The sequence below is a fragment of the Microcystis sp. M49636_WE2 genome, from assembly GCF_030065375.1.
Lineage (GTDB): Bacteria > Cyanobacteriota > Cyanobacteriia > Cyanobacteriales > Microcystaceae > Microcystis > Microcystis aeruginosa_C.
Genome location: NZ_JASJFG010000464.1, coordinates 1 through 2,994, shown reverse-complemented (window position 1 = coordinate 2,994; position 2,994 = coordinate 1). Strand labels below are relative to the sequence as shown.

4 protein-coding genes are annotated in these 2,994 nt (G+C 45.3%); 2 read left to right on the top strand and 2 right to left on the bottom strand.

Annotated features, from left to right (window positions below):
• Nucleotides 1–1,607: DUF3352 domain-containing protein (locus PX484_RS11005; protein ID WP_288103826.1), on the bottom strand; the 1,607-nt coding region annotated here is incomplete at its 3' end.
• A gap of 116 nt (nucleotides 1,608–1,723) precedes the next feature.
• Nucleotides 1,724–2,044 carry a cytochrome c6 PetJ gene (gene petJ / locus PX484_RS11000; protein ID WP_002732729.1) on the bottom strand — a complete coding sequence of 107 codons (321 nt, stop codon included), beginning with the start codon at nucleotides 2,042–2,044 and terminating at the stop codon, nucleotides 1,724–1,726.
• A gap of 192 nt (nucleotides 2,045–2,236) precedes the next feature.
• Between petJ and petE the strand changes: the two genes are divergently transcribed.
• Together petE and PX484_RS10990 are read left to right on the top strand one after the other, a co-directional pair.
• Nucleotides 2,237–2,614: a plastocyanin gene (petE, locus tag PX484_RS10995; protein WP_002800865.1), complete on the top strand. Its 378-nt coding sequence runs from the start codon at nucleotides 2,237–2,239 to the stop codon at nucleotides 2,612–2,614.
• A 249-nt stretch (nucleotides 2,615–2,863) separates the two neighbouring features.
• Nucleotides 2,864–2,994 (top strand): FAD-binding protein (locus PX484_RS10990; RefSeq protein WP_288103828.1); only part of this gene is annotated, 131 nt, incomplete at its 3' end.

Sequence of the window (2,994 nt, the reverse complement as noted above, 5' to 3'; positions counted from 1 at the left end):
GTAAGAGAACGCAGATTATTAAATAAAGGCTTAATCGATAATTCTAACACCCGCACGATCGGGAATTTTGCCTCGATTACCGGTTGCAATTGTCGCCAATCGACGTAAAAATAACCATCATTTTCTGCGGGTAAAGCAGTAATTGCCTGTCGAAACTTACCACTACTTAAAATGGGGTTTTTCTGTGCAGATAAAGCTAAACCCATCGCTTCCACAGAACTAGCGATAATTTCATAATTATCGACCCTAGTATGCACTCCCGTCACGATCGTTTCTAGTTGCGCTTTTCCTCCTGGGACCGCCGTGGTTAACTTTGTCCAAGCTGTCACCGTTCGATCGAGTAAAGGCAGATTAACCACATTATAGCCGCGACTGCGGGCCAACTCATCCAAATGAGAGATCGCACTGTCCACCTCTACCCCCATCACCCGTTCCCCTACAAAAACACTATCGGGTTCCATCCCCTTTGAATTAGGCACGAGAGCGAGGCTATATTCGCCTCTAACCCAGCTAAAAATGTCTTCAGGCAAATTTAAACCTAAAGGCGACTGGAAGCGGTTTAAGACCTGTGTTATTAATTCCTGTAGGGGACTATCTGCTTCTAACCCCTCCTCTACCTGAGTCCAAAAACGATTTAAATCGCGACTAGCGGCGACTAAAAGGCTATTTTCGCCGATAAAAGATAATGATCCCACGGGACTAGATAAAATTGGTGCTTGGTCATCCTGTCCTAAGACTCCAATTAAGGCGGTTTGAGCGACTATTCCCCCAGATTTGAGGGAAAAAGCCGTGGCTAATCGTTGTTTTGCTTCGGGACTCTCCGGGACGGGTTGATTAGCGATCCAAGCCGATAACGGAGGTAAATTGCCGTAAACTATAGCTATACGCGGTTCGGTGATATTTTTGAGGGCTTCTCGGTAATCGGGGCTATTTTTTAGGTTTAAATCCGGTACTTGCACGTTATTAAGTGCCTCGCGCAAAACCTTGATATTATTGGCAAAAAGCACCGTATCACCGACGACGGCACTAGCGAGAAAACGATTATTATCTCCTGCGGTCAAGGGACGTTGATAAATGAGGTTAACTCCCTTGTAGAGTTCAAAAACAAGGTCAAATTTGCCCGAAACCGCCTGTTTTGAGTAGGAAGCTTGCAGAAATTCCTTAGCGCGTTCACCATCTTTACTTTGAATTGCCAAAAGATAACCCGGTTGGATACCATTATCGGTATCGCGATCGAAATCTAGGGAAGTAACAGCGAGGGTAATTTCCTCCCCTAACCAAGGTTTGATTTCCTTTTGATAATTTAATCCCGTTTTACCGAGCAGAGTTTTTTCTAAATCCTTAATTTCTTGGTGCGAACGTCGTCGATTAGCCGGTGTAGCGATTAATTGACCAAAAGACTCCAAACGTTCGGGATTGACCAACAAGGATACCATAACCGGGGCCTGTTTCGGCACAAAAATCGCCGCCATCGGTTCCCGCAGCACCCCACCTTTGAGCAAAGACAGAGGACTATCGGCGAGAATCCAAGCAAAACTGGCTGTAGCGACTCCTAGGAGAATGATTACCGTCGCACCTAAAATATAGAAAAACGATCGCAATTTCACAACCTTGTCCCGAGATGAACCATTAGCTATTTTAAGCCAGCAATTGACCCAAGAATTTCGATCGCTACAATTCTTACCAGACTGATAACCGATAACTCGCCACCGATAACTAATTTTTACCAGCCTTTTTCCGCTTGAGCGAGGACATAGTTAGCTACAGCTTCGATATCTTCAGCGCTGAGACGACCACCGAAAGCCGGCATCGCCCCCATACCTTTGGTAACTTGGGTAACGATAGCTTCAACGGAATCTTTGCCATATTTAACTAAATCTTCTTTTTTCAGGGTTTTAGCGGCATTAACCACGTTTTTACCGCCCATGTGGCAGGAAGCGCAGTTAGCACTGAAAATCGAAGCCCCATCAGCTAAAGCGGGACGAGCCATACCGAATGTAACCACAGCCAAGAGCAAGCACAGGGAAATTAATAGTCTTTTCACGATTGGTTCTCCTCTATTTCTTAAGAAATTCCCCAACCATGGTCAGAAAAAACCGGTTTTCTTGTCAAAAGACAAGCTGTCAAACTTGGTGTAGAATTAATCAATGGGACAGTTAAAAGCAAACTTTTACTTTTTTGTCAAAAGACAGGCTGTCAAACTTGTCATCTTCCCTCGTGTAAAGGATTAACAAGCATGAAAAAATTAGGTTTATTGTTCGCTACCGTGGCGCTAGTCGTCTCTAGCTTCTTCTTCAACACTGCCTCCGCTGCTGCGGAAACCTTCACGGTGAAGATGGGCGGTGATGCAGGTACACTACAATTTGATCCCCCCGCCCTCACTATTAAAGCAGGAGATACGGTGAAATGGGTCAATAACAAACTTTCTCCCCATAACATAGTTTTCGATAGCGCCAAGGTTCCCGAAGCCCAAGCCAGCAAATTATCCCATAAAGGTCTGGCTTTTTCCGCCGGTGAGTCCTTTGAAAGCACTTTCAGCGAACCGGGTACTTACACCTACTACTGCGAACCCCATCGCGGCGCCGGTATGGTCGGAACGATTACCGTTCAGTAATTATCCGATTTTAGCCAAAAATAACTCGCGGTTAACTGCCGCGGGTTGTTTTTTGGGAATTATGAATTATGAATTATGAATTATGAATTGGGAAGAATAAATAAAAATAGTCTCCTGACGACCGGCTACTGTCTCCTGTCTCCTATCTCCTATCTCCTGTCTCCTGAAATATAAAGTCTCGGTTACAAAACTGACCTCTGAGCAATTCTCACCCCACCATAGAAACAGAAGCCCGTAGGAAAATCAGCCATGAAAGAACACGATGTCGTTATAGTGGGCGGTGGGTTAGCAGGATGCCGCGCCGCCTTAGAAATCAAACGCCTCAACCCGACTATCGATGTTGCTGTCGTTGCCAAAACCCACCCAATTCGTTCCCACTC